The 25,331-nt window shown below is 56.1% G+C and carries 14 protein-coding genes, 4 tRNA genes and 9 pseudogenes; 10 read left to right on the top strand and 17 right to left on the bottom strand.

Annotated elements, in window-relative coordinates:
• Positions 1 to 5 precede the first annotated feature (5 nt).
• A complete protein-coding gene (locus B4967_RS06590) occupies positions 6 to 266 on the bottom strand; it encodes a DUF4212 domain-containing protein (protein ID WP_083024295.1) in 261 nt (86 codons plus the stop codon).
• A 605-nt stretch (positions 267 to 871) separates the two neighbouring features.
• Here B4967_RS06590 and B4967_RS06585 point away from each other — a divergent pair.
• The 3 genes and pseudogenes from B4967_RS06585 to ttcA all read left to right on the top strand — a co-directional run bounded on the left by B4967_RS06585 (position 872) and on the right by ttcA (position 4,331).
• Positions 872 to 2,688, top strand: a pseudogene (locus B4967_RS06585) (putative nucleotidyltransferase substrate binding domain-containing protein).
• A 5-nt stretch (positions 2,689 to 2,693) separates the two neighbouring features.
• Positions 2,694 to 3,344 (top strand): 3'-5' exonuclease family protein, encoded by a 651-nt coding sequence (locus B4967_RS06580; RefSeq protein WP_083024390.1) that lies wholly within the window; start codon positions 2,694 to 2,696, stop codon positions 3,342 to 3,344.
• A gap of 75 nt (positions 3,345 to 3,419) precedes the next feature.
• A pseudogene (ttcA, locus tag B4967_RS06575) lies at positions 3,420 to 4,331 on the top strand (tRNA 2-thiocytidine(32) synthetase TtcA).
• Here the strand turns inward: ttcA and fnr are convergent.
• From fnr to ccoN, 11 genes and pseudogenes are all read right to left on the bottom strand, one after another.
• Entirely contained in the window at positions 4,318 to 5,070 is a 753-nt protein-coding gene (fnr, locus tag B4967_RS06570; protein ID WP_083024293.1) for a fumarate/nitrate reduction transcriptional regulator Fnr, read from the bottom strand. The pseudogene ttcA and the gene fnr overlap by 14 nt on opposite strands.
• 57 nt (positions 5,071 to 5,127) lie before the next feature.
• Complete coding sequence (hemN, locus tag B4967_RS06565) at positions 5,128 to 6,555, bottom strand: oxygen-independent coproporphyrinogen III oxidase (protein ID WP_083024291.1); 1,428 nt, start codon at positions 6,553 to 6,555, stop codon at positions 5,128 to 5,130.
• Between the two features lie 176 nt (positions 6,556 to 6,731).
• Positions 6,732 to 7,427: a sulfite exporter TauE/SafE family protein gene (locus B4967_RS06560; protein ID WP_207953593.1), complete on the bottom strand. Its 696-nt coding sequence runs from the start codon at positions 7,425 to 7,427 to the stop codon at positions 6,732 to 6,734.
• 135 nt (positions 7,428 to 7,562) lie between these two features.
• Positions 7,563 to 7,643: pseudogene (gene ccoS, locus B4967_RS21240) on the bottom strand (cbb3-type cytochrome oxidase assembly protein CcoS); the annotation flags it as partial.
• Positions 7,640 to 10,091, bottom strand: a pseudogene (locus B4967_RS06555) (heavy metal translocating P-type ATPase). The pseudogenes B4967_RS06555 and ccoS, both read right to left, overlap by 4 nt.
• On the bottom strand, positions 10,088 to 10,612 hold the full coding sequence (locus B4967_RS06550) for a FixH family protein (protein ID WP_083024287.1): 525 nt from the start codon (positions 10,610 to 10,612) through the stop codon (positions 10,088 to 10,090). Before B4967_RS06550 ends, B4967_RS06555 begins: the two are co-directional and overlap by 4 nt.
• A gap of 7 nt (positions 10,613 to 10,619) precedes the next feature.
• Positions 10,620 to 11,894: a cytochrome c oxidase accessory protein CcoG gene (gene ccoG, locus B4967_RS06545; protein WP_243470372.1), complete on the bottom strand. Its 1,275-nt coding sequence runs from the start codon at positions 11,892 to 11,894 to the stop codon at positions 10,620 to 10,622.
• A 386-nt stretch (positions 11,895 to 12,280) separates the two neighbouring features.
• Positions 12,281 to 13,210 carry a cytochrome-c oxidase, cbb3-type subunit III gene (gene ccoP / locus B4967_RS06540; protein WP_083024283.1) on the bottom strand — a complete coding sequence of 310 codons (930 nt, stop codon included), beginning with the start codon at positions 13,208 to 13,210 and terminating at the stop codon, positions 12,281 to 12,283.
• On the bottom strand, positions 13,207 to 13,428 hold the full coding sequence (locus B4967_RS06535) for a cbb3-type cytochrome oxidase subunit 3 (protein ID WP_083024281.1): 222 nt from the start codon (positions 13,426 to 13,428) through the stop codon (positions 13,207 to 13,209). Before B4967_RS06535 ends, ccoP begins: the two co-directional genes overlap by 4 nt.
• Before the next feature lie 3 nt (positions 13,429 to 13,431).
• Positions 13,432 to 13,997, bottom strand: a pseudogene (gene ccoO / locus B4967_RS06530) (cytochrome-c oxidase, cbb3-type subunit II).
• Positions 13,998 to 14,058: 61 nt separating this feature from the next.
• A pseudogene (gene ccoN / locus B4967_RS06525) lies at positions 14,059 to 15,481 on the bottom strand (cytochrome-c oxidase, cbb3-type subunit I).
• 165 nt (positions 15,482 to 15,646) lie between these two features.
• On the opposite strand from ccoN, the gene B4967_RS06520 reads away from it, so the two are divergent.
• The 5 genes from B4967_RS06520 (at position 15,647) to B4967_RS06500 (ending at position 16,948) form a co-directional block, all read left to right on the top strand.
• Complete coding sequence (locus B4967_RS06520; RefSeq protein ID WP_340638707.1) at positions 15,647 to 16,276, top strand: alpha/beta family hydrolase; 630 nt, start codon at positions 15,647 to 15,649, stop codon at positions 16,274 to 16,276.
• Positions 16,277 to 16,473: 197 nt separating this feature from the next.
• Positions 16,474 to 16,549: transfer RNA gene (locus tag B4967_RS06515), tRNA-Ala, on the top strand.
• A 70-nt stretch (positions 16,550 to 16,619) separates the two neighbouring features.
• A tRNA-Asp gene (locus B4967_RS06510) sits at positions 16,620 to 16,697 on the top strand.
• Between the two features lie 51 nt (positions 16,698 to 16,748).
• A tRNA-Ala gene (locus B4967_RS06505) sits at positions 16,749 to 16,824 on the top strand.
• Between the two features lie 46 nt (positions 16,825 to 16,870).
• Positions 16,871 to 16,948, top strand: a tRNA-Asp gene (locus B4967_RS06500).
• A 180-nt stretch (positions 16,949 to 17,128) separates the two neighbouring features.
• Here B4967_RS06500 and B4967_RS06495 read toward each other — a convergent pair.
• From B4967_RS06495 to B4967_RS06475, 5 genes and pseudogenes are all read right to left on the bottom strand, one after another.
• A complete protein-coding gene (locus B4967_RS06495; protein WP_083024279.1) occupies positions 17,129 to 17,530 on the bottom strand; it encodes a GlcG/HbpS family heme-binding protein in 402 nt (133 codons plus the stop codon).
• Positions 17,531 to 17,612: 82 nt separating this feature from the next.
• Positions 17,613 to 18,845, bottom strand: coding sequence for a glycolate oxidase subunit GlcF (gene glcF, locus B4967_RS06490; RefSeq protein ID WP_083024278.1), 1,233 nt, complete (start codon positions 18,843 to 18,845; stop codon positions 17,613 to 17,615).
• A 14-nt stretch (positions 18,846 to 18,859) separates the two neighbouring features.
• Positions 18,860 to 19,960: a glycolate oxidase subunit GlcE gene (gene glcE / locus B4967_RS06485; RefSeq protein WP_083024276.1), complete on the bottom strand. Its 1,101-nt coding sequence runs from the start codon at positions 19,958 to 19,960 to the stop codon at positions 18,860 to 18,862.
• A 17-nt stretch (positions 19,961 to 19,977) separates the two neighbouring features.
• Complete coding sequence (gene glcD / locus B4967_RS06480; protein ID WP_083024274.1) at positions 19,978 to 21,477, bottom strand: glycolate oxidase subunit GlcD; 1,500 nt, start codon at positions 21,475 to 21,477, stop codon at positions 19,978 to 19,980.
• Between the two features lie 200 nt (positions 21,478 to 21,677).
• Positions 21,678 to 23,368, bottom strand: a pseudogene (locus B4967_RS06475) (L-lactate permease).
• 363 nt (positions 23,369 to 23,731) lie between these two features.
• Here B4967_RS06475 and B4967_RS06470 point away from each other — a divergent pair.
• Together B4967_RS06470 and B4967_RS06465 are read left to right on the top strand one after the other, a co-directional pair.
• A pseudogene (locus B4967_RS06470) lies at positions 23,732 to 24,425 on the top strand (glutathione S-transferase family protein).
• Positions 24,426 to 24,504: 79 nt separating this feature from the next.
• Positions 24,505 to 25,194: pseudogene (locus tag B4967_RS06465) on the top strand (glutathione binding-like protein).
• The last annotated feature ends 137 nt before the right edge of the window (positions 25,195 to 25,331 follow it).

Raw genomic sequence — 25,331 nt, 5'->3', positions numbered from 1 at the left:
CTGGCTTACTCCCCCAGGCCGTATTTTTTGTCGAGCGCGTTCATTCTCCAGGCGTAGAAGAAGATCAGCACGATGACGGTAAGAATGGAGCCTTGCTGAGCAAACCAGAAGCCCAGGTCCGTACCGCCAACGGGAATACCCGCAAGTAGCGGACGGAACAGGATGGCGCATCCATAGGAGACAAATGCCCAAGCGGCGATGCATCCGAAGATTAGCCGGACGTTGGCCTTCCAGTATTCAGCAGCATTGGATTTATCGTCTGCCATTGTGTTGCTCTCCAGTTGTGATTTTTAGGGTTGGAAAGTGAACTCAAGATAGCGTGTGGTTCATCAGGGCAACTCCGCATTGAAAACCGTTTGATACTGAGCGGTAAGTCAGCGTTGCCAAGCACGTCACCTCTTATTTTTAAGCCGTCTTGTGTCGTTAAGGGGTGATCGGCAAGTTATCGTCAACGGCTTGAAGTGCGTTAGACAGGTGGTGTGCGATTACCCTGTATGACTCGTTGATAATACTGGGCAATAATTGCAAAAAATAAATCCCAGACTTTGGTATCAGGTGCTCTTTGCAAGGCAGTAAAATTGGTTATCTTGAATATAAAGCATTATTTTCATTGATTTTTCATCGATATTTAAACGCCACCTGAGAAGTGATAGGACAATTGTCTATGGCTCGGTTAAAAGTAATGTTTGCTACCTTAATAAGAGGCGTTTAGTTGGTTTGATTGTGTTTAAAAAGTCGCTACTTTAGTCGCTAAACCGAACGTCGTTAAGGACGTTAGCGCTATAGCAAAAAGTATAATGAATGTATTGGTTGAAAAGTAATCAAACAGTTCGTTGTCCTTCCTAATCATTGCGCTTGAGCGAGGTCACCCATGGTGGAAGTGGATCTGTCTCAGCTACCGTTTACGCTGATGGATGAGGCGGGGCGCGATCATGTTCGTCGCGGAAAGGATATTGCCTACTTTGAACGCGATGAAATTATTCTGGAGATGGGTCAGGCGGGCGAATCCGTTTTCTTGATTCATAAAGCCGGGTCGCCGAGCTTGATCCCACCCTGCCTGCTGCTAGTGCGCGCATTGGCCACTACACCGCAGGCGATTTGTTTGGCGCCATCAGTATCCTCAACGGCAAAAGCCGCTACCGCTTCCAAGCTGAACAAGAGTGCCTGTGCTATGTGATGCCTAAAGCGCTGTTTACTCAACTGTGCCGTCACTATGCACCGTTTGAGCAGTTCTTTAAGCAGTCGCTCTCACACAAAGCGCGCCTGCTCACCGAAAAACGCGCCGAAGGCGGCGTCACCATGGCGGGCTTTATGCTGGCCAAAGTGAATGAGTGTATGCGTGAGCCGCTGCTCATTGATGCCTCAAAGAGTATTCATGACGCTGTTCGACAGCTAAATGATAGCCATGCCGACAGTCTACTGGTCGCTACTGCAGGCGCCCTGGGCATGGTGACCAAAACCGATCTGCTCAATGGGTTGGTATTGGGTAACTGCACCCAGGCAACACCGGTTGAAGCGCTGGCCAACGTCTCCTTGGTCACGGTAGCTCCCGAGCAGTACCTGTTTGAAGCGCTGATTTTAATGACCCGCCATAAAGTGGCGCGGGTGGTGGTAATGGAAGGGGAGAGTGTTAAAGGCGTCGTTGAGCTAATGGACGTGTTGAGCTTCTTCTCTAGCCGTAGCTACGTGGTCAGCCTGCAGGTGGAGCAGGCCAACAGTCTGGAAGCGCTGGCGGCGGCCAGCCAGCGTACGCCGGAATTAGTGAATGCGCTGATGGCGCAGGGCGTAAAGCTGCGTTTTGCCATGGATCTGTTGGCGGCGCTGAACGGGCCGCATTATGAGCAAAGCGTGGAGCTTCACAGTGCCTGAGCAGTACCACACCCAAAGCTGCTTAATGGTGATGGGCAGCGAAGGGCGCGGCGAGCAGATTCTCAAAACCGATCAGGATAACGGTTTGATTCTGGCAGATGACTGCCAATGGCTCACGGTGAGTGAGGATATGTCAGCACTCACCGAGACGTTGATAAAGCTCGGCTATCCACCTTGCCCCGGCAACATCATGGTCTCAAACCCCGAGTGGGTAGGCACGGTGTCACAGTGGAAAAGTAACATTGTCAAGTGGGTCAATGCCCGTGATGGCGATAGTCTGATGAAACTGGCCATTCTGCTCGATTCCCACGGCGTGGCGGGCAACCCCGCGCTATTGGATCAAGTGCGCGACGCACTGTTCGAGCGTTGCCTCACGATGAGCTTTTGCTCTCTTATTTTGCCCAGGCGGCACTGCGCTTCTCGACGCCGCTGACGCTATTTGGCTCGCTGAAAAAGCCCCAGCACGGTATTGATATCAAAAAAGGCGGTATTTTCCCGATAGTCCACGGTGTGCGTACGATGGCCCTTGAGCGGCGCATTAATGCGACCTCTACCTTGGACCGCTTAGATGCCTTGGCCGCCGATGGGCGGCTTGACCGCCGCTTTGCTGATGATCTAGGCGAGGCGCTGGCGCTGTTTACCGAGCTACGCCTTCGTCAGCAGCTTCAGGAGTTGGATAACGCCAACCCTAAACGCACCAATCGAGTGGTCGTTCAGGAGCTCTCTTCGCTAGAACGGGACTTGTTGCGTGAAGCCCTACACATCGTGAAAGACTTTAAGCAGCGTCTTTCCCATCGTTACCATTTGGAGTATTCGTGAGCGGAATGCGCTTGTTAGATCGACATATGACCCTGTTCAGCGGTTCACTGCGCACTCTGCTTCAGCGTGAGAGCGACCGCCGTCGCTGGGCGGACTCGCCCTATGCCTGGCTGTTTCAGCCTTATATGGGGGAAGAGGCCGTGGCAATGGCATGCCAGGTAAGCGCCGTTCAGCCCGCTATAATGAGTGTGGCGGCGGTGGTGCTAAGCCCGCGCCAAGTGCACACCAGCCGTACGTGGGTGGCCACCTTAGCCGCGTCACCGGCGCTGGCGCCTGCTACTCTGCGACGCCATCATCAGTTGCATACCACGCACTCGCCCCGTTCTCCCGATGCTGAGTGTCTGAGTGAGCTGGCGGAGTTTATTGGCAATCGGCCGCTGGTCGGGTGGCAATTAGAGAACACCATTGAGCCGCTTAATGGGCTGTTTCGAAACGTGCTGGGATTCGGGCTGCCTAACGCGCAGGGGGATATTGCTAAACTGCACGGGCGTCAGCTACGGCGGCTGCATCCTCATATCGAAGCCCGCAGCCGCCTTGGTGATGCGCTTACCCGATGGAAACTACCCCCGTTAACCTGGCCCGGCGTGGTCAGCGAAGCCACCGCCAGCGCGTTGCTGTATCTGCGTCTTCAGCGCGAGATAGCGTTAACCGCCTAGGGTTTGTATTGGGTAGAGCTTCGTAGTGTTGTTAGAATATGCGCTGCTCCTTCACCCATCGGCAGTGCGACGATCATGTTACAACCTGACTACTTTGACCCCACTTCGTCAGACAGCGCGTCTGACGAGCCCCTTGTCCAGCAGCATGAGCTGCAGGATGCCAAGCAGAAGCGTGAATTCAACAAGTTGCAGAAACGCCTGCGGCGCGAAGTGGGGAACGCCATCATCGATTACAACATGATCGAAGAAGGTGACCGAGTCATGGTGTGTCTCTCTGGTGGTAAAGATAGCTATACGATGCTGGAGATTCTGCGCAACCTACAGCGCAACGCACCGGCTAATTTTTCCCTGGTAGCGGTCAATATGGATCAAAAGCAGCCGGGTTTTCCAGAGCATGTGCTGCCCCAGTATTTAGATAAGCAGGGTGTGGAGTACCACATTCTTGAGCGTGATACTACTCGGTGGTGAAGGAGCAAACCCCAGAAGGTAAAACTACCTGCGCGCTTTGCTCAAGGCTGCGGCGTGGTTCGTTGTATGGCTTTGCCGAGGAGATTGGGGCCAACAAAATTGCTTTGGGCCACCACCGGGAAGATATCCTGGAGACGCTGTTTCTCAATATGTTCTTTGGCGGCACCTTAAAAGCCATGCCACCGAAGCTGCTCTCGGATGATGGTAAAAACCATCGTGATTCGCCCGCTGGCCTACTGCAAAGAGGCGGATATTGCGGAGTTTTCAAGGCTGATGGAGTTTCCGATCATTCCCTGCAACCTGTGCGGCTCTCAGCCCAATATGCAGCGCCAGGTTGTCAAAGAGATGCTGGCGGAGTGGGATAAAAAACACCCCGGCCGGTTGGAAAGTATGTTCAAAGCGGTGACCAACGTTGCCCCTTCGCAGCTTGCCGACCGTGAGCTGTTTGATTTTGCCGGCCTGGAAGCGAAGCAGGCCGCATTGATGGAAGGGCGCATTCAGGCGTTTAACGTGAGTTAACCGCCTGGGCTTCCTCTTCAGCCAGGGTGATGAGGCGCTGCATATCCAAAATATTGACCTCGCGCCCGGAGACGGCCACCACGTTTTGCTGCTGAAAGCGGCTAAGAATACGGCTAACCGTCTCCACCGCGAGGCCTAGATAGTTGCCCATATCTGCCCGTGACATGGAAAGCCGGAAGCTATAGGGGGAGTAGCCCCGGCGCCGAAAACGGTCAGAAAGTGTAATCAAAAAGCTGGCCAGCCGCTGATCGGCAGTTTTGCGTGACAGTAAACGCATCATCCGCCGGTCGTCTCGTAGCTCCTTGCTCATGCTGCGGTAAAGCTGGCCGCGCAGTTCGGGCAGCTCCTCGGAGAGCGAGTCCAAACGGTCAAACGGAATTTCGCATACCGTGGTGGTTTCCAGGGCAATCACGGTGCCGGGGTAGTGCTCTTCGTCAATCCCATCCAGACCCACCAGCTCGCTGGGTAGAAAGAAATTGGTGAGCTGGTCGTTACCATTCCCTTCGCTAGTCACCTGCTTCAAGCTGCCAGAGCGCACCGCGTAAACGCTGGTGAAAGGATCTCCTTGGCGAAACAGCGGCTCGCCTTTTTTCAACGGCGAGCGGCGGCGGATAATCGCATCGAACTGGCTCATATCCTCAAGCTCTAGGGCAAGCGGTAGGCACAGCGAGCTTAGGCTACAGGTTTCGCAGCGCGCCTCTTGCAGCAGTGAACGTCGTTGGCTGGCAGGATATGACATGTGGTGCTCCCTTTTTATTAGCCATCATAGGCGCAGGGGGTAGGTGTCTCAATACGCTTATAAAATCTTCGAGTAGCGTTGGTTGCCCTGATGTTGCAGGTGATTATCGAAGGCCATGGCTAAGTGCCGAATCAACAGCCGTCCGGTGGGCGTAGCTTGTAAATAGAGGCCTTGGCGCAATAGCAGGCCATCCTGCTCGGCGGTTTTCAACCGTTCAAGAGCGGTTGAAAAGTAGTCAGCGGCATTTATCTGCCAACGCTTGCCTATTGCTTCAAGGTGAATGGCCATATCGCACATTAAGCGCTCAATCACCTCTCTGCGCATTAGGTCATCCTTATTTAAGCGTAACCCTTTTACGGTCGCTCGCCTACCTTCATCTAAGGCAGCTTCATAGTGGGACAGCTGAGTGGGGTTTTGTGCGTAAACGTCGTCTACCCGAGAAATAGCCGACACCCCCAAACCAATCAAGTCGCACTGGGAATGGCTTGAGTAGCCCTGGAAGTTGCGCTGCAGCGTACCGTGGCGCTGTGCCTGAGCCAAGCTGTCCTCTGGGCGAGCAAAGTGATCCATACCAATATGTACATAGCCTGCTTGGGGCAGCATCTCAATAGTGGTACGCAAAATAGCCAGTTTTTCATCCGCGCTGGGCAGGTCGGCTTCATTAATACGCCGTTGGGGCGCAAAGCGGGTTGGCATATGGGCATAGTTAAAGACCGACAGCCGTGCCGGGCTCAGTTCAATCACTTGGCTTAGGGTATCAGCGAATCTTTGCTCGGTTTGAAAAGGCAGGCCATAAATTAAATCGAGGTTGAGCGAGCGAAAACCAAGCCGGTGCGCTTCATCCATCAAGGTTTCAGTGAGCACCCGTGGCTGCACGCGATTAATCGCTGCCTGCACCTGTGGGTTGAGATCCTGAACGCCCAGGCTTAAGCGATTAAAGCCCAGCGACTGCAGGTGGCGCAGGGTAAAGACATCCGCTTCGCGTGGGTCAATTTCAATAGCGTAGTCGCGGTCCGGCGAGCTCGATAAGCCAAACCGTGCATCCAGGCGGTCTATTAAATCGCTCATCTGCGCCAGGGTTAAGAAAGTCGGCGTGCCGCCGCCCCAATGCAGCTGCTGCACTGGCCGCTTTGTATCAAGATGCCGGGAGGTCAGCACCATTTCTCGATCCAGCCGAGACAAGTAGGGCTCGGCGAGGGCTGTATTTTTCGTGGCGATTTTATTGCACGCGCAGTAAAAACAGATTTTGCGACAAAAGGGCACATGAACATAAAGCGAGAGCGGCTTTTGGCTGGCATTGCTGCGCTCAAGCGCCTGGGTCATATCGTCAGCGGTGAACTGGTCGTGAAACGAGAGTGCTGTAGGGTAGGAGGTGTAGCGAGGGCCGCTGGTGTCGTAGCGGCGTATCAGGGCGTCATCCCAGGCGGTGGCCTCAACCGCTGCAGAAATCGGGTGAGCGAGTGCAGCAGTGGCATGAACGGGCATAAGGAGCGCTCCTAAGTAGCAGGGCAAAGCAAGAACCGACCAACATAAGCGACGAGCTTCGCAGCTCGAATGCGTGTTGGAATGCTACGTCAGCGTAGAAGGGAAAGCGTTGAGCTATATCAAGCGATAGGATGTTTGTATTGAGTATTGTCTAGAGGAGTTTAATAAGTAAGCTCTTAATGCCCGGCATGGGGCATCAGCGCCCAAAGCTGCCACAGGGCAAAACCGATAATCGTCAGCGCGGCAAGGCTACGGGTCGCCGGGTGACGAATTAACTGGCTGAGCTGGCGGGCGGCCAGACCCGTGGCTAACAGGGCAGGCAGCGTTCCCAGGCCGAAGGCCCCCATCAATAGCGCCCCTTGTAGCGGGTCGGCAATGGCCAAGCTCCAGGCGAGCATCGAGTACACCAGCCCGCAAGGCAGCCAGCCCCACAGGGCACCTAGCGCAAAGGCTTGTGGCAGGTGAACCACGGGCATCAAGCGCCGCCCAACAGGTTCGATGCCGCGCCATAGTCGACGCCCCACGGCCTCGACTTTTAACAACCCTTTCCACCAGTTGGGGATGTATAGCGCCATCAAGATTAGCATCACCGCCGCGACGACCTGCAGCGCGATACGCGCCTGAGGTGACAGCGATACCAAGGTGCCGAGCGCGGCCACCAAGGCTCCTGCCGTCATATAGCTCAGGATACGGCCCGTGTTATAGCTGAGCAGTAATCCCCCCATGCGAGCTGGGTGGCGCATGCTGGGCGGCACGGCGAAGGTCAGGGCGCTCATGATGCCGCCGCACATGCCAATGCAGTGAGCACCGCCCATCAGGCCAAACACAAACGCCGCCATCAACGGCGGCAGGTCAAGTCCGGTAGGGTTCATGGCGGTGGCTCGCGGATCGCGGGGTGGCTTCGCGGCTTTTTTGCGTTCGGCGCGCTGCTCGGGGGTGAAGTCGTTCTCATCATCATCGAACAGGATGCGGTGAGCGGGGCCTTCTAAGGCGTCGAACTGGTCATTCTTCACGGCCCAGAAGAACGCCCACACTGCCAGCCCCAACAGAATCAGCGACAGCGGAATCAGTAGATAGAGAATCGTCATACGGTCACCGGTGTGGCTGGGGCTACCTGGGGTGCAGGTGAGGTGCGCCAGCGCGTGAGGCGTAGCGCATTACCCACGACGACCAATGAGCTTAACGACATACCAATGGCGGCCAGCCAGGGCGGTACCAGCCCCATAGCGGCCAGGGGAAGCGCAGAGAAGTTATAGCAAACCGACCAAATCATATTTTGGCGCATGATGCGCCGAGTGGCGCTGGCAATCTCGATGGCCTCGAAAATACGCATTAAGCGTGGGCTGAGCAAGACCGCATCGGCCCGAGTGCGTGCCAAGTCGGTGGCGCCATTCATGGCAATGGCCACATCGGCACCGGCGAGCACCGGTACATCGTTAATGCCGTCGCCAATCATGACCACACGTTCGCCCTGCGCCTGCAGCTCACGCAGCCGCTCCAGCTTGCCCTCTGGTGATTTGCCCGCGTGCCAGGTGGTGATGTTGAGCTGCTCGGCTAAGCTCTCTACGGCTTCCTGCGTATCGCCTGACAGTAACTCAACGTTAAGCCCTCTGGCCTGCAGGGCGGCTACGGTTTGCGCAGCATCTTCACGGATACCGTCGTGGAGCTTAAACCAGCCCGCGGGGCGCTATCTTCACTCAGCAGCAGCCACTGCCCGGCGCTGGGCGGCGTGAGTGGCTCGGTCGTTGCAAAATTGGGCTTGCCCAAGCGCCACGTTGCGCCGTTAAGCACGCCCCTCTAGCCCGCTGCCGGTGACGCTTTTCACCTGACGCGCCTGCAGTGTGGCGTCGCGGAACGGGCGAAACGCGCGGGCAATGGGATGCTCGGAGTGGGCTTCCAGCGCGGCGGCAATGGCCCGTAGCTGTTCGCTACTTTGCTCGTTTAACGGGCAGGTTTGGGTGAGCTGCATCTCGCCACGGGTGAGCGTGCCGGTTTTGTCAAAAATCACCCGCGTGACATTAGAAAGCGATTCGATGGCATCGGCGCGGGTGATTAGCACGCCACGCTGGCGCAGTTGCCCACGCCCTGCTGTCAGTGCCGTTGGGGTGGCGAGTGCCAGCGCACAGGGGCAGGTCACCACTAGAACGGAGAGCAGCACCCAAAGCATGCGGGAAGGGTCGATAAACCACCACGCCACGGTCACGCAAGCGGTGACCACCAGCAGGCGCAGTACAAACAGGTGGGCCATGCGCGCCGCCATTTGCTCCAAGCGCGGGCGGCTAGCAAAGGCGCGGTCGGTTAAATCCACAATGCCCGCCACGCGTGCATTGTTGCCTGCATGAGTAACCCGGACCGTGAGTGAGTTTTCCATGTTTTGGCCTGCCACCTACCACCTGTTCGCCCACTCGGCGGGTGACGGGCAGGTACTCGCCGGTCAGCATCGACTCGTCCAGGCTAGACTCGCCATCTTCGATAATACCGTCTGCGGGGACGCCATGGCCGGGCTTGATAAGTACGCGGTCGCCTGGGGCAAGCTCGCTAGCGGGCAGAATGCGTTCGCTGCCGTCAGCTTCCAGCCGTGTAGCAGACACCGGTAGCACGCCACTAAGCGCATTGCCGCTATGGCCGCTGCGTCGCCTAGCGCGCCCTTCCACGTAGCGGCCAAACAGTAGGAAGAAGGTGAACATGGCGACGGAGTCAAAATAGACCTCTCCCACGTTAAACAGCACCGCGTAGCTACTGGCGAGATAAGCCCCACCAATCGCCAGTGAGACGGGAACATCCATGCCTAGCACGCCCGTTTTTAGGTCGCGCAGGGCGTTACGGAAGAATGGCTGCGCTGAAAAGAACACCACCGGCGTTGCCAGAGCGAACGAGAGCCAATGAAACAGCGCAAAGAAGTCTTCACTGAGTTCCCCAGGCCCCGACACATAAATGGGGATGGAGAACATCACCACCTGCATCACCCCGACCGCCGCCACTATTAAGCGGCGCACATTCATGCGCTCTTCATGCTGCAGCCGCGTCTGGGCTTGGTCGGGTTCATAGGGCTGAGCATCGTAACCAATCGCGGCAAGTTCAGCGAATAGCTGCGATAGCTTTACTACGTTTGGGTCCCAGGAAACCCGCAGGCGGTGATGGGTCAGATTCACCGCGCTGGAGACAACGCCTTCAAGCGCGTTCAATCGGTGCTCGCTAAGCCAGGCGCAGGCGGCACAGGTAATCCCTTCTACGGCAAGCATTGCCCTAACGTGGCCCTCATCGCCATCCGGATGAACAAACTGCGACTGTAGGCCAGGGTCGTCAAATACCGACCAAGTATCCGCTTTTGCAGCTTGACGCTCATCGGGGCGCTCGGGCAGTTCGGTACGGTAGCGGTAGTAGCTCTCTAATCCGCCGTCGACAATGGCGTGGGCCCCGGCTTCGCAGCCGGGGCAGCATAAAGAGTGGGACGTGTCATCAATGGCGATACGCCACGGTGCCCCGTCGGGCACCGGGCTTCCGCAGTGGTAGCAGCTTAGCGCTTTAGTGCTCATTCGCTCTCTGACCGCCCTCCGGGCAGAAGGGCAACGCTCGCTGCATTGGGAAAGCGGGCTTCGCCGATCAGGCGCCACTCGGCGTCATCGCCTTGCACGGGCTGAATCTGTAGGTACCAGCGGTAGCGCAAATTATCCGGCCCCTGAGTGATATAGCGGCCTTCGCGCACGTGTTCTAGTACGAAGGATTGATCACGGTCATCTTCGGTGGGGAAGATGAGGTCCAAATAGAGTTTATCCGGACGAGCATCGCCAGCAAGGTCGATCACAATATCGCTAGTCAGTGGGTCGATGCGCAGGTCGGCGCTCAAATTGAGTTCGCGCGCGCGCTCCTGCTTCGCCAGCACCATGTTAATAGCTTTACCGTGCTCGTAGTAATCCTCCTGGACCACCATGCCGTCGTAGCTCTTGATCGACATGATGGCGAAGCCAGTACTAAATAGGATGGACGAAAACAGCAGCCCTAGTAAAAACCACGGCCAAAACTGTTTGTACCAGGGCGGAATCGAGGTGTCTGACATGACGCATTTATCTCCTAATGTCGCTCAAGAACCGCGCTTCGCGGGTCTGGCGAATTTGCTCATCTTGCTGCGCCTGCAGCGTAAACGTAATAGCGTGGCTGGGCTCGCTTAACGACGCTGGGTCGGCCAGTACGGTAATCACCTGAATGCGTGATTCACCCGCAGGTACACGCAGCGAGGTGTTATCCAACTGCAGATTAGGTAAGCCTGCAGCGCTAATATCATAGGTGTGATCTTGGGAGTCCAGGTTGCGCACAGTCAGGCTGTAGACGTTGCTGATCTGCCCGTCACGGGTCATTTGGTAGAGCTGAGTACGCTCGCGCTCAGCGTCAAAGCTCATCGGTGTACGGTCATTAACTGCCCAGGCAAAAGTCGCCATCATCACCATCAAAGCAACGAAATAGCCAATCAAGCGCGGGCGAAGAATATGACTTTTCTTGCCTTCCAGCGCGTTTTCAGTGGTGTAGCGAATAAGTCCTCTGGGGTAGCCCATTTTATCCATCACGCTGTCGCAGGCATCGATGCAAGCGGCGCATGTGATGCACTCGTATTGCAGGCCGTCGCGTATATCAATGCCGGTGGGGCAGACCTGCACACAGAGTTCGCAGTCGATACAGTCTCCCAAACCCGCTTCTCGCGCTTGCGTATGGCTAAGTGATTTCTTACGTCTACCACGTGGCTCGCCTCGCGCTTCGTCGTAAGAGACGATCAGCGTATCGCGATCAAACATGACCGACTGGAAGCGGGCGTAGGGGCACATATAAATACATACCTGCTCCCGCAGCCAGCCTGCGTTGAGGTAGGTAAAGACTAAAAAGAACCCAACCCAAAAATAGGACCAGCCGTGGGCTTCTAGAGTGGGAAGCTCCATGACAAGTTCACGAATCGGCGTAAAGTAGCCTACAAACGTCACACCGGTTGCCAGAGCGATCAGCAGCCAAGCGGTATGCTTCGCGCCCTTACGCCAGGCTTTATTGGCATTCATCGGTTGGTTGTCTAGCTTTATGCGCTGGTTGCGCGAGCCTTCGATCCGGTGTTCAAGCCAGATAAAGAGAAATGTCCAAACACTTTGCGGACAGGTGTAGCCGCACCATACCCGCCCCGCAAAAACGGTAATAAAAAATAGCCCAAAGGCGCAAATAATCAGCAGCCACGACAGAAGAACAAACTCTTGAGGGTAAAACGTGGCGGCAAAGATATGAAATTCTCGGCCCGGTAAGTCAAACCACACCGCAGGGCGGTCGCCCCAGTTTAACCAGGGCAGCAGAAAGAACCCCATCATCAGCGCCCAGTTAGCGCTGCGCCGTACCTTTTGAAACAGCCCTTTGATTTCTCGTACATAGATGTGTCGCCGTTTGGCATACATCTCTTGAGTAGTTGTTTCACCAGGCGTGTGATGCCCACGGTTGGCGGCGTAATATCGTGGCTAGGTATTTTTTCCATGGCGGTGATCGCAGCTCAATAGGCAGGAGTGGGCGGCAGCATGGCTAGCGTAACGTTAACCCTGCGACCTAGATCTCGTCGCTATATGCCGAGTCGCTAAACACAAATTGCTAAACAATAGTGTAACGGATAGGCGGATGGCTGAGCGGCCACTAGATGTAGAAAGGGTGCGGTATGTAACCGCACCCCTTCATACACCTTGGTGTTACACGCCTACCAACGGGATTAGTCGTTGAAACGTAGGCTGTAAACGTAGGCCGCTACGAGGTGAACACGCTCTTCACCAATGTAGGCTGCCTGGGCAGGCATGTGGCCATTACGACCGTTACGCAGCGTTTGGCGGATGGAGTCGTCAACGCCCTGGCCGGGTGCTAGGTAGAGCCATACGTCGTCGGTCAGGTTAGGCGCACCAAGTGCGATATTGCCTGTTCCGCTGGGGGTGTGACACGCCGCACACGCTGCCAGGAAGGTGCTTTCACCGCTGGCGGCACGCTCTGCATCATGCTCTTCACCGGACAGCGACAGGACATACTGGGTCAGATCCTCGATGTTGTTATCACAGAGCTGCTGCCAAGACGGCATCAAACCGTTACGACCGTTGTTCAGAGTGGTCAGAATATTTTCCGGTTCACCGCCGTAGAGCCAGTCGTCGTCGGTCAGGTTCGGGAAGCCGTAACCACCCTGGGCATTAGAGCCATGACACACGGCACAGTTGTTCAGGAAGATACGTTCAGCCACTTGCATGGCTTCCGGGTCCTGCGCCAAGTCAGGAATCGGTACTTCCTGATACTGAGCAAAAATCGGCGTAAAGCGATCTTCGGCGTCGGCCACTTCCTCTTCCCACTGGCTCTCCTGGGACCAGCCCAGTATGCCTGCGTAGTTACCCAGGCCTGGGTAGAGCACCAGATAGCCAAGGGCAAATACGACGGTCAGGATAAAGAGCTTAAACCACCACTGCGGAAGTGGGTTGTCATACTCTTCAATGCCGTCAGCCGCGTGGCCAGTGGTTTCGATATTGCCATCAGCATCTGGGGTTTTGTCGGTCCGGCGGTTGGCTAACAAAATCCAAACGCTCAGAGCGATCGTGCCCAGCGTGACGACAATAATCCAGGCGCTCCAGAAGCTGGATAGGGAGTCACCCCATAAATTATTCATCTATTCTTATCTCCCCTGTCGTGGCGGGAATCCGCTTCGTGTTCTGTCGAAACATGCTTGTCACGGGGCGGTTGCTTATCTTCTTCATCGGCGAAGGGCAGGTTAGCCGCTTCGTCAAAGTCTGGTTTGCGACGCTTGGAGTAGGCCCAAAAAAAGATGCCTATAAAAGCGAAGATCAAAATCAGCGTGATAAGGCCGCGGAAAGTTCCCGTATCCATAACTTAACGTGTGCCCTCGAGCACGGTTCCTAGCTGCTGCAAGTAGGCCACTAGGGCGGTGATTTCCTGGGTGCCGCGTACATCAGCGGTAGCAGTGTCGATATCTTCATCGGTATAGGGCACGCCTAGCTGACGCAGGGTACGCATTTTATCCGGTGTGGCTTCGCCGTCGAGGGTGTTCTCAAACAGCCAGGGGTAGGCTGGCATGATCGACTCTGGCACTACGTCGCGCGGATTGTACAGGGGTGCACGGGGCCAGTCGTCGCTGTAACGACCACCAACACGCGCCAAGTCAGGCCCGGTACGCTTGGAGCCCACAAGAAGTTGTGCTCATACACCTGCTCGCCCGCTACGTTGTAGTGGCCGTAGCGCTCGGTTTCTGCGCGGAAGGGGCGCACCATCTGGGAGTGGCAGCCTACACAGCCTTCACGACGGTAAATATCACGCCCTTCAAGCTCCAGGGCGGTTAAGGGGCGTAGCCCCTCAACTGGTTCGGTAGTCTGCTTTTGAAAGAACAGCGGTACCACTTCGGCCAAGCCACCGAAGCTGATCACAACCAGGATCAACACGGCGAGTAGGCCAACGTTCTTTTAATCAATCTCGTGTTTCATTGGTCTTAGCTTCCCCGGTTTAAGCGGCTTGCGGCGCAGTGAGGCCGATGGCTTCGCGACGCTTCACGGTCATGTACACGTTGAACGCCATAATCAGCATGCCGGTTACCCAGAAAAGGCCGCCAATCATACGGACAATGTAGCCGGGGCCGCTGGCTTCAACAGACTCCCCGAAGGTGTACCTCAGCGTGCCGTCAGCGTTGATTGCACGCCACATCAGGCCTTGCATGATGCCGTTGACCCACATCGCAGCGATGTACAGTACGGTGCCGATTGTTGCCAGCCAGAAGTGAACAGCAATCAGGTTAACGGAGTACATTTCGGTACGGCCAAAAACACGCGGGATCAGGTGGTACATAGAGCCGATGGTGATATGGCTACCCGGCCAAGTGCGCCAGCGTGTACGTGCCCAATGGTCCAGTCGGTGTAGTGCGACAGCGCGTTGACGGTCTTGATCGCCATCAACGGGCCTTCAAAGGTCGGCATGCCGTAGAACGACAGAGCTACTACCAGGAAGCGCAGCGTTGGGTCGGTGCGCAGCTTATGCCAAGCGCCTGACAGGGTCATCATGCCGTTGATCATGCCACCCCAGGAAGGTGCCAGCAGAATGATCGACATAATCATACCCAATGACTGAGCCCAGTTCGGCAACGCGGTGTAGTGCAGGTGGTGAGGACCTGCCCACATGTAGATCATGATCAACGCCCAGAAGTGGACGATAGACAGACGGGAGGAGTAGATCGGACGCTCTGCCTGCTTCGGTACGAAGTAGTACATCATGCCCAAGAAACCTGCGGTCAAGAAGAAGCCGACCGCGTTATGGCCATACCACCACTGCACCATGGCGTCGACAGCACCTGCGTAAATCGAGGTGGAGTACATAGGCGTGACGGGAATTGCGGCGTTATTAACAATGGGCAGAACGCCAACGGTCAGAATACACGCAGCAAAGAACCAGTTCGCCACATAAATGTGCGACGTGGTGCGTTTCTTAATCGTCATTAAGAAAACGATCGCATAGCTGATCCATACTACCGCCAGCAGTATATTGATCGGCCACTCAAGTTCTGCGTACTCTTTAGTAGTGGTGTAGCCCAGCGGCAACGTTACTACTGCAGACAGGATGACCGCTTGCCACCCCCAAAAGGTGAACCTGCGAGCTTGTCAGAGAACAGCCGTGTCTGACAGGTCCGCTGTACGACGTAGTAGGACGTCGCAAAAAGCGCTGAGCCACCGAAGGCGAAGATAACGGCGTTAGTATGTAACGGACGCAGGCGCCCGAAGCTAGTCCAAGGTAGGCCGAGGTTCAGCTGCGGCCAGACCAGTTGGGAGGCAAGGATAACGCCAAGCGTCATACCTACGATGCCCCACACAACGGTCATAATCGCGAACTGCCGAACCACCTTGTAATTGTAGGTCGGGTGTTCCAATGCTGTGCTCATTTCATGGTCCCATCGAACGCGGTTAGGGGGTTAACCCGTGGCATTTTGCACGCGTGCGGCAACCCGCTTGATGATGCAGGTCAAGATCCGGCCTAGATTCTATCGCAGCCGCGCCCTAAGCTGAACACGCCAATGGATGTAACGCTGAATTATTAGGAGGGTTGAGTGTCCTATTACGCTAATCTTGGGTTTGGGGTCACCCCCCCAGGGGCGTTGGGTGAACGCCCCGCCAGCCCCGCTGTTCAGCGGTTTCTCGTGGAGGGGGGTGGCCCGGTGAGCGTCTCCGGCATCCCCGAACTGGGGCGAATTCTGCTAGCCCATGGCGCCGGGGCAGGCCACCTATCCGAGTTTATGCGGCAATTTGCCGCGATGCTGGCCAGCGAGAGGCTACAAGTGTGGGCGATCGCTTTCCCCTATATGCAGCAGATGAGCGAGGAAGCAAAGCGCCGGCCTCCGCCTCCCGTCAAGAAAACGCTGGAACACTTTGCCGCTTGGTATGACCTGCTGGCGTCATGCAGTGGTTCGCCTTTGTGGGTTGGGGGTAAATCCATGGGCGGGCGTGTGGCATCGCTCTTTGCCAGCCAGCATCGCTGTGCAGGTGTCATTGCGGCAGGCTATCCGTTTCACCCACCCAAAAAGCCCGACTCCCTTCGCACCGATCATTTTCCTGACATTTCTATGCCTATGCTGATTCGGCAAGGTGAGCGTGATCCGTTTGGCTCTCGTGATGAGGTGGCCCACTACGCTTTACCTGACTCTCTACACATTCATTGGCCTAACCGATGGCGACCATGATTTTAAGCCACGACGAAGTTCTGGAGTAAATCAGCAAGTTTTGATTGACGAAGCAGCCATAGTTGCGGCATCCTTCGTCCGCGCTCAGTTAGCGGTTGCCGCGAGAACGTGCAGCACGCTGGTTTAAATCAAAAATTTAAACACAACGTGTTGACATTCCAAGAGGCTTCTGTAGAATGCAGCGCCACGTGACCCCCGGGTGGTTAGCTCAGTTGGGAGAGCACCAGCCTTGCAAGCTGGGGGTCACTGGTTCGACCCCAGTACCACCCACCATTTAAGTGAATGTTTTAGCGCCTCTGAACCGCTTTAATAAATAGTTTAAATGGTAAGTGTGTCTTTCTTTGGACCGGTAGTTCAGTCGGTTAGAATGCCGGCCTGTCATGCCGGAGGGTCGCGAGTTCGAGTCTCGTCCGGTCCGCCACGATAACTTAATAAGTAGTTCTATTGATAAGCGATAAGCTTTCAATACCCCGGGTGGTTAGCTCAGTTGGGAGAGCACCAGCCTTGCAAGCTGGGGGTCACTGGTTCGAACCCAGTACCACCCACCATTAATTTGGTGCCCTGGAAACGTAACGCAGTCCGTGATGCATCTTTGGACCGGTAGTTCAGTCGGTTAGAATGCCGGCCTGTCATGCCGGAGGGTCGCGAGTTCGAGTCTCGTCCGGTCCGCCATTAAGCACCTGTCGGTAGTCATTAAGATAAAGCCGAAAAAATTCCAAAAAAGCCCGAATCTATGATTCGGGCTTTTTTATTGCGTGTACATAACATGCTAAAAAGCAGCGTGCAGTCAATGAGCTACACGCTGCTGTTACTTACTTCTGTTACTTGCTTTTGTTACTGACTAGGTAAGCGTTAGGCGATTGCGCTGACGCCTGCTTTGGCAATTTCCACGTCTTGATCTGGCTTAACGCCAGAGATGCCAACAGCGCCGACGACTTGACCATCCACGATGATCGGCACGCCGCCAGACAGCAGACCCTGTAGCGGTGCAGAGACAAACGCCGTACGGCCACCGTTAATCATCTCTTCAAACACTTGGGTCTCTTTACGACCCAGGGCCGCGCTACGCGCTTTTTGGGTAGCAACATCGGCGCTGAACGGGGCAGCACCGTCTAAACGGCGCAGTGCCAGCAGGTGGCCGCCATCGTCGGTGACGGCAATGGTGACCGGCCAGCTGTTGTTGTCAGCTTCTTTCTGTGCAGCGTCGAGGACTTGGATAACGTCGGCTTGGCCTAAAACAGCTTTGGTTTGCATCAAAGGTTCCTTTTTATCATAGGGATTAAAGCGCTGCGCCCGACAGTTAATGCGTTGTGAAAAGCGCAGCGAGTGTTCAGGGTTATACCAGGGCAGCGTCCACGACTTCTACCCAGTGGCGTACCGGCGTGCGGTTGGCACTGGCCAGGTGCGTTTGACAGCCGATGTTGGCGGTCACAATCACCTCAGGGTTGCCTGCTTCCAGCGCATTCAGCTTGTTATCGCGCAGCTGAGTGGCGAGCTCTGGCTGTGTGACCGAGTAGGTGCCCGCTGAGCCGCAGCACAGGTGGCCATCTTTCACGGGCGTTAGTGCAAAGCCGAGTTTGCTAAGCACGCCTTCCACGGCGCCGTTGAGTTTCTGAGCGTGCTGCAGTGTGCAGGGGCAGTGGAACGCTAAGCGCTGGTGCTCTTTAAGCTGAAGTGCTTCCAGCGGCTCGTCGCGCAGTATTTCGACGATATCCTTCGCCAGCTCGCTAACTTTTTTGGCCTTGTCAGCGTAGGCAGGGTCGTCCTTGAGCATATCACCATACTCTTTGACGAACGCGCCGCAGCCGCTGGCCGTTTGGACCATGGCTTCCACACCCTGCTCAATTTGCGGCCACCAGGCATCAATATTGGCACGCATCCGCTCGCGGCCAGCTTCTTGGGCGTTGAGGTGGAAGTCGATAGCACCACAGCAGCCGGCTTCACTGATTGGCGTAACACTGATGCCCAAGCGGTCGAGCAGGCGAGCCGTGGCTGCGTTGGTGTTGGGCGACAGGCCCGGCTGCACGCAGCCTTCCAGGATTAATACCTTACGGGCATGGCGCTGGCTGTCGGGTCGCTGGCCTGCATCGACCGGTGCGGGCGGCATTTTGCTACGCAGTTTGCCGGGCACTAGAGGCTTGAAGGTTTGCCCCCCAGTCAGCAGCGCTTTGACGCGTTTCGGGTTGACCAGCATTTTGCGCAGCGCATAGCGCTGAGCGCGTTCTGCCGCTGGGCGCGGCACGCGGCGGTCGATTTCCGCGCGGCCAATATCTAACAGCTTGTGATACTCCACGCCGGAGGGGCAGGTGGTTTCACAGTTACGGCAGCTCAGGCAGCGGTCTAAGGGCAGGCGAGTCTCTTCGGTGACTTGGTCATCGTCATCGCGGCTCTCCAGCAGCTCTTTCATCAAGTAGATGCGCCCGCGTGGCCCGTCTCGCTCATCGCCCAGCAACTGGTAAGTGGGGCAGGTGGCGTTACAAAAGCCGCAGTGCACACAGGTACGCAGAATGCGCTCGGCTTCCTGAATATGCGGTTTTTGGCGGTCGGCATCGGTAAAGTGCGTCTGCATGTCAGCTCTCCTGATTAAAATGCCGCATAAAGACGACCAGGGTTGAAAATGCCGTGGGCATCCAGCTCGGCCTTCAGGTTGCGATGGTACTTCTCGACCACAGCATTCAGCGGAGTAAACGGTGACTCCGCGCCCCCTTGGGCATGCGGGGTGTAGCAGGTAGCGTGGCCACCGGCCTTCTGGCATTCATCGCGCAGCGTGTCTGCGGGTAGTGCGGTTTTCACCCAGCGCTGGCTGCCGCCCCAATCATAGAAGATATCGCTTTCATCAACGGCGAGCTCTAGCGCTGGGGTATGGGGCGGTAGCGAGAGGCGCCACAGTGCTTGCCCTTCGTTGAGGCTGAAAAAGCCATGCTGCTGGTCACGAAGCTGTTGCCAGAAATCCGCAGAGAGCGCTTCACCGCCCAGGCGCTCTTTCGTGGCCTTGACGGAGCTTTCACCGCCTTCCAGCCGAATAAACAGCTCACCTGCGTGCCATGCCGCAGCGGTAATAGGCAGCGGCTGGCGGCCAACCTCAGAGAGCTTCGCTAAGGCATCTTGCAAGCCCATTTCAAGGCGCAGGCTGTGGCTGGCGGTGGGAATGGGCAGCACCTTAAACGAGATATCGGCCAGCACGCCCAGCGTGCCCTGGGCACCTGCCATCATGCGAGAAAGGTCATAGCCGGCCACGTTTTTCATCACTTCGCCGCCAAAGCGCAGCAGTTTGCCTTCTTGGGTAATCACTCGCGTGCCCAGGACGAAATCCCGTGCAGCACCTGCCCAAGGGCGGCGAGGGCCGGACATACCGGTGGCCACCGCACCGCCAATGGTGCTGGCGTCGCCAAAAATGGGCGGCTCGAAAGGCAGCATCTGATGTTTTTCTGCCAGCGCCGCGTTCAGCGCGCTCAAGCGGGTGCCTGCCCGCACCGTGACGACGAGTTCGATAGGGTCGTAAGAGACGATGCCGCTATGCGCTGCGACATTGAGTTCCGTGCCTTCCACCGGGCGGCCATAAAAGGCCCGGGTGTTGCCCGCTACAATGCGTAGCGGGGTGCGGTCGTGGTAGGCGCTACGAACCTGTTCGCACAGCTCATTGGCGATATCCAGGTCGGCAGCGTGTATCGCTAGTTCGGTCATGGTCGATCCTTATAGCATCAGAAGCGTGGCAGTTCTGGATGCGGTAACTCGTTGTTATGCACATGCATCGCGCCAAATTCGGCACAGCGCGCCAGGGTGGGAATGTTTTTCCCTGGGTTGAGCAGCCGTTTGGGGTCGAACGCCGCTTTTAGCGCGTGGAAGACCGTCAGCTCATCAGGCTGGAACTGGCTGCACATCTGGTTGATTTTTTCGCGCCCCACGCCATGCTCGCCGGTAATCGAGCCACCGGCGGCTACGCATAGCTCCAGGATCTTGCCGCCTACGTCTTCAGCCAGGGCAAGCTGGCCCTCTTTGTTGGCATCGAACAGGATCAGCGGATGCATATTGCCGTCACCCGCGTGGAATACGTTGGCCACGGGCAGGCCGCTCTCTTCTGAAAGTGCGGCAATGCCTTTCAACACGCGCGGCAGCTCGCGGCGGGGAATGGTGCCATCCATGCAGTAGTAGTCGGGTGACATACGGCCTACGGCAGGGAAGGCATTCTTGCGTCCGGCCCAGAACTTGGCGCGCTCGGCCTCGTCCCGCGCCCGTTGAATGTTAGTGGCTCCGGCCTTTTCCAGTACGCGGCGCACGGGGTCGCAGTCGTCGTCCACATCGGCTTCCACACCGTCCAGCTCACAGAGCAGAATGGCTTCGGCCTCCACGGGGTAGCCTGCCTTGATGAAATCTTCGGCGGCTTTGATGGCGAGCTTATCCATCATTTCCAGGCCACCGGGGATAATGCCTGCGGCAATGATGTCGCCCACCGCGCTGCCCGCTTTTTCGATATCATCGAAGCTGGCCATCAGCACTTTGGCGGTTTCCGGCTTGGGCAGCAGCTTCACGGTGATTTCCGTGACCACCCCGAGCATGCCTTCTGAACCGTTCATCAGGGCCACGAGATCAAAGCCGGGCGCATCCAGGGCTTCAGAGCCCAGCGTCATGTGCTCGCCTTCAATGGTCAGCACATCCACCCGCATCACGTTATGCACGGTGAGGCCGTACTTCAGGCAGTGCACGCCGCCGGCATTTTCGGCGACGTTGCCGCCAATTGAGCAGGCGATTTGCGAAGAGGGGTCCGGGGCGTAGTAAAGCCCGTAAGGGGCGGCCGCCTCGGAAATGGCAAGGTTGCGCACCCCAGGCTGAACGCGGGCAATGCGCGCGTCGGGGTCAACGGCAATAATTTGGTTGAACCTCGACATGACCAGCAGCACGCCCTGCTCAAGCGGCAGCGCGCCACCGGAAAGGCCGGTGCCTGCGACTCGGGTCACCACTGGTACGCCCAGTGCATGGCAGCGCTTTAACAGGCCTTCGACCTGTGCCAGCGTTTCCGGCAGGGCCACCAACATCGGCAGCACGCGGTAAGCGGCTAAGCCATCGCACTCGAAAGGGCGTAAATCTTCTTCCCGATGCAGCAGCGTTAATGAGGGCACGGCGCCTTGCAGGTCGCTAAGCACCTCAGCTTTATCACGGCGGACAAGCTCACCATCAAGGCGCTCGTCGAATAGGATATTCATGGTAACTCCTCTGGGTGAGGAGGATAGACAGCTATCTAATCACTTGATGGAAAATATTTCCATAATATGTGGGTGCTTTTGGAAGTATTTTTCATAAAGTGTCGAGAGTGGTCGGTGAGGGAGAGATTCGTCTTTTTAAATATAGTGCTGGGTAGCCCTAAGGCTACCCAGGCGTTCCTATCGTGGGGTAAAGCTACTCCTTACATCAGCGGGTCAGTCACACCTAAGACATAAAACGCGATCAGCGCGATAATGCCGGTGAAGACCAGGTAGTAGATGGTCGGGATGATCGTTTTACGAATGGTGGTGCCCTCGCGGCCGAGTAGGCCGACGGTAGCAGACGCCGCCACGACGTTGTGAGTTGCGATCATGTTACCTGCGGCAGCACCCACGGCTTGCAGTGCGACCATCATCGCCGTGGAGAGCCCAAGCGTTTCGGCCACGCTAAACTGGAACTCCGCCAGCATCAGGTTAGACACCGTATTGGAGCCTGCAAAAAAGGCGCCCATGGCCCCCACCGCCGGGGCAAAGAACGGGTAGATACCGCCCACACCGTTAGCCACCGCTTGCGCCATCATGACGGGCATTGAGACTAATCGGCACCGTTAACGCCAGAGTTAATCAAGATCCGTACCATTGGCACGGTGAAGATCAGGACGAAGCCCGCACCAAAAATGGTTTTGGTCGATTCTGATACCGCAGCACTCAGCTGGCGTGGGTTCATGCGGTGCAGGAAGTAAGTCACCAGCACGACCGCTAAGATGATACCGCCGGGCAGGTAGAGCGGCTGGATGCCACCGCTAACGCCTGCTTCGCCGAAGATATCAGCCCAGTTCAGGTTGATGGAGGTTAACGCAGCTTTGAGCGGCTCGATGGTGCGTGAGGCCACCAGGAACAGAGCGAGCAGTACGTAAGGCACCCAACCTTTAAAGGTCGACATCGGTGCTTTACCGGCCACATCGTCAAGCTTGATTTGCAAGTTGCCGATCCACTCATCCGGCCAAGCGGTCGATTCTGGGAAGTCCCAGGTATCTTTGGGCAGCAGGAAGCCTTTACGTGCAGCAGGCACCACAATCGCTAAGCCCACCATCGCGCCAATCATGGAGGGGAATTCCGGCCCAAGCAGCACGCCCACCAGCATGTAAGGCACCACGAAGGAAATACCGGTAAAGATCGCGAAAGGCGTAATAGACAGCCCTTCTTTCCAAGAGCGGTTGGCACCGAAGAAGCGCACCATCACCAGTACCAGAATCAGTGGCATTAAAATACCAACGATACCGTGTGTGATCGCGACAGAGCTGGTCACCTGCTGGAAAAACACGTCCCAGGTAGAGCCGTTCGCTTCTAGCTGCGCGGTAATGTCGGCACGGTTCAAGCCGCTGCCCACACCCACCACAATAGGCGTACCCACGGCGCCAAACGACACTGGCGTGGATTGGATCATCATACCCACGACCACCGCCGCCAGTGCTGGGAAGCCTAATGCCACCATCAGCGGGGCTGCCACGGCCGCCGGCGTACCGAAACCGGACGCGCCTTCAATAAAGCAGCCAAACAACCAAGCAACAATCAGCGCCTGTACGCGACGGTCTGGGCTAATGCCCGAAAAGCCGTTACGAATGGCAGTAATACCGCCCGAGTGCTTTAGCGTGTTGAGCAGCAAGATAGCGCCGAAGATAATCCACAGCAGGCCAGCGGTTTGGATGAGGCCCTGTATAGTGGATGCCGCCACGCGGCTAAACGACATATCCCATGCGGTCAGACCAATAATGGCTGCCGTAAGGAAGACAATCGGCATCGCTATTTTGGCAGGAATTTTAAAGCCTATGAGCAAAATCCCAGCCAGCAATAGCGGCAGAAATGCCAGTAGAGCGAGTATAGTTTCATTCATGGGAGGAACGGCCCCTTGTTATTGATTTGGTATGCTCCGCAGTAGCCAACTTGTCATTTCAATGATAGTTGGGTCAGCGTGAAAGATACGGTTAGGCGGGCAGAATGACTACATTGGAAAATTGGTCTTACCAGTTAATGTGGGCCGTTTTGAGCATGATTTAAGCGGTCGTTTTAATTTAACATGTTGTTTTTAAGATGTTTTAAACATTACATCAGAGTGTTAATACAGCAACAGTCATTAGACTAATAGACAGTGCAGCAGGCCTTCGCGCGGTGGGTTACGAACGTCGCTTGCGTCGCTAATCACTTAGACTCACTGTAGGTAGCGGATTGACCCCTGTAAAAAAGGAGAACTAACAATATGGCAATAACACTTTATGACCTCTGCGGCCGTGATGAGCGCCTACGCTTTTCGCCTTATTGCTGGCGGGTACGTATGGCGCTTGCCCATAAAGGGGTTGGACTACGCAACAGTAGCCTGGCGTTTCCAAGAAAAAGAGGCGCTGGCGTTTGCCAACTACGACAAAGTGCCCGTGTTGACCGATGGCGACACGGTAGTGACCGATAGCTTCGAGATCATGCGCTATCTGGACCGCGCCTACCCCGAAGCCCCGGTGCTGGGCGAGGGTGTAAGCCTTCAGCGCGTGATGTTTTTTAAACAGCTGGTAGAGCGAAGCATTACGCCTGCGCTGTTCAAGATTGTGGTGTTAGATCTCTTAGAGGCAATTCACCCTGATGACCGCGCTTACTTCCGTAAAACCCGGGAGGCGCGTTTTGGCGCTACCTTAGAAGCCGTCAGCAATCCGGAGCAGGGGCGCCAGCAGCTTAAACAGGCACTGGTACCGGTAAGCGCTCAACTGAAAGAGAGCCTATTTTTGGATGGTGAAACGCCCAGCGGTGCGGATTACTTGCTGTTTGGCAGCATGATGTGGGCCTATACCGTTTCTACCGAGCCGCTCGTAGAAGAAAGTGACCCTGTGGCAGCGTGGTTTGCGCGTATGCTAGAGGTGCATGATGCAGTCGCTGGCAAAGCCATGACGATTCGTGATCTATAATAGGTAAGGCGGCCACTGGCCGCCTAACACCCACAGGCAACACTAACGGCGTAGTCCGTTAGTGTGAAAGGAGATGGCAATGATTGACCTGTATTACTGGACAACCCCGAATGGCCATAAAATCTCCATCATGCTTGAAGAGGCAAAGCTGGCTTACCGTGTTAAGCCCGTTAACATTGGCCGCGGCGAGCAGTTTGCCCCTGAGTTTCTAACCATTGCTCCTAATAACCGCATTCCCGCCATTGTTGACCACTCCCCCCAAGACGGCGGCCAGCCGATGGCGCTGTTTGAGTCAGGTGCGATTCTTGAATATCTCGCCGATAAGACAGGGCAATTTCTGCCAGCAGAAGGGCGAGAACGCTATGTAGTACTGCAGTGGCTGCACTGGCAGGTGGGTGGGCTTGGCCCTATGGCGGGCCAGAACCATCACTTTTGCCACTACGCACCGCAGAAAATTTAGTACGCCCTAGAGCGCTATGTACGCGAGACCAACCGGCTCTACAGCGTGCTGGATCAACGGCTCTCTCAGCAGCATTATGTTGGCGGCGACCGCTACTCCATTGCGGATATGGCGATCTACCCCTGGATTGTGCCCTGGGAGAAGCAGCGTCAAACCTTGGAAGAGTTCCCCGATCTTGAACGCTGGTTTGAAGAGGTATCGCAACGTCCTGCTGTACGAAAAGCGTACGCATTAGTCGAGGATATTAACCCGCAAGCAGGCGTTGTTATGGATGATGAAGCCCGTAAGCACCTGTTCGGTAACCGTTAAAAAAGCCGTTGCGTTATGTTCGGTGAGCGTTAGATAAGCTGAGCATGTAGCATGATGAAAAATCATGTTGCGCTGCACAAAAAGCGCTGCTAGCTTGGGTGTAATACAGTCATTGCCAACCATCGGCCACCTGCTGG

Source organism: Vreelandella lionensis, from assembly GCF_002087295.1.
Classification (GTDB): Bacteria; Pseudomonadota; Gammaproteobacteria; order Pseudomonadales; family Halomonadaceae; genus Vreelandella; species Vreelandella lionensis.
Note: the sequence above shows the minus strand (reverse complement) of the source record. Positions and strands in the feature narration are given on the sequence as shown.